1 protein-coding gene is annotated in these 660 nt (G+C 43.8%); it reads right to left on the bottom strand.

The genetic code is table 11. The features are described from left to right. A partial coding sequence (locus tag AC27JR_RS16990; RefSeq protein ID WP_487174228.1) for an IS4 family transposase occupies window positions 1–660 on the bottom strand: 660 nt, incomplete at both ends.

The raw sequence follows: 660 nt of genomic DNA, 5'->3' as shown, positions 1-660 counted from the left end.
TTGCCTGGACTGCTCAACGATACAGTAACGAAGAAGTGTGTAATAGCCATTGAACAGCTGGTAAAACTAAGTTGATTGGGTAACACACCTCCTAATTTCCCTGCTGCTGCCGTCATTCCTTGCCTGATTAAGTTATAGCACAGCAGTACGCCCCATAGTTCTTGCCTAATCATATCTGGGCGTTTACTTCTTAGCGTATATTCGCTGTTAAGAAGTGATTGCTTCATCTCGCGGTAGCCCAACTCAATTTCCCATCGGTATCGATATAATTCAACCATCTCATCACCTGGAAATCGCATTGGGTCTACCATTGACGATAACATTCGATACGTTTTCCCTTTTATCGTTTTCGTGACTAATCTTGCTTCGACGTATTCAGGCAAGTCAGTGAATTTCTTCCTTGCCTGTGGTGTGCTGGTTAAACGTATATGCTGGTCCTGTTTGCTAAAGCTACGTAGCACCTCATACTGAAGGTCTTTTTTCGCGGGTATCATCCAGTGTCTTTGCTCACCTGCTTGATGCCAACGATTTAGCAGACCAAGAGAGTAATATCCCTTATCAAACAGCGTTAAAGAATTATTTGGAGTCGTGCTTACCAACTCCTCGGCCAACTTCATTTCATTGGTGCGGTAACCCGAGAAGGCGCTATTGATAAGTTGA

It is taken from the genome of Pseudoalteromonas sp. NH0006-26 (assembly GCF_057552415.1).
Note: the sequence above shows the minus strand (reverse complement) of the source record. Positions and strands in the feature narration are given on the sequence as shown.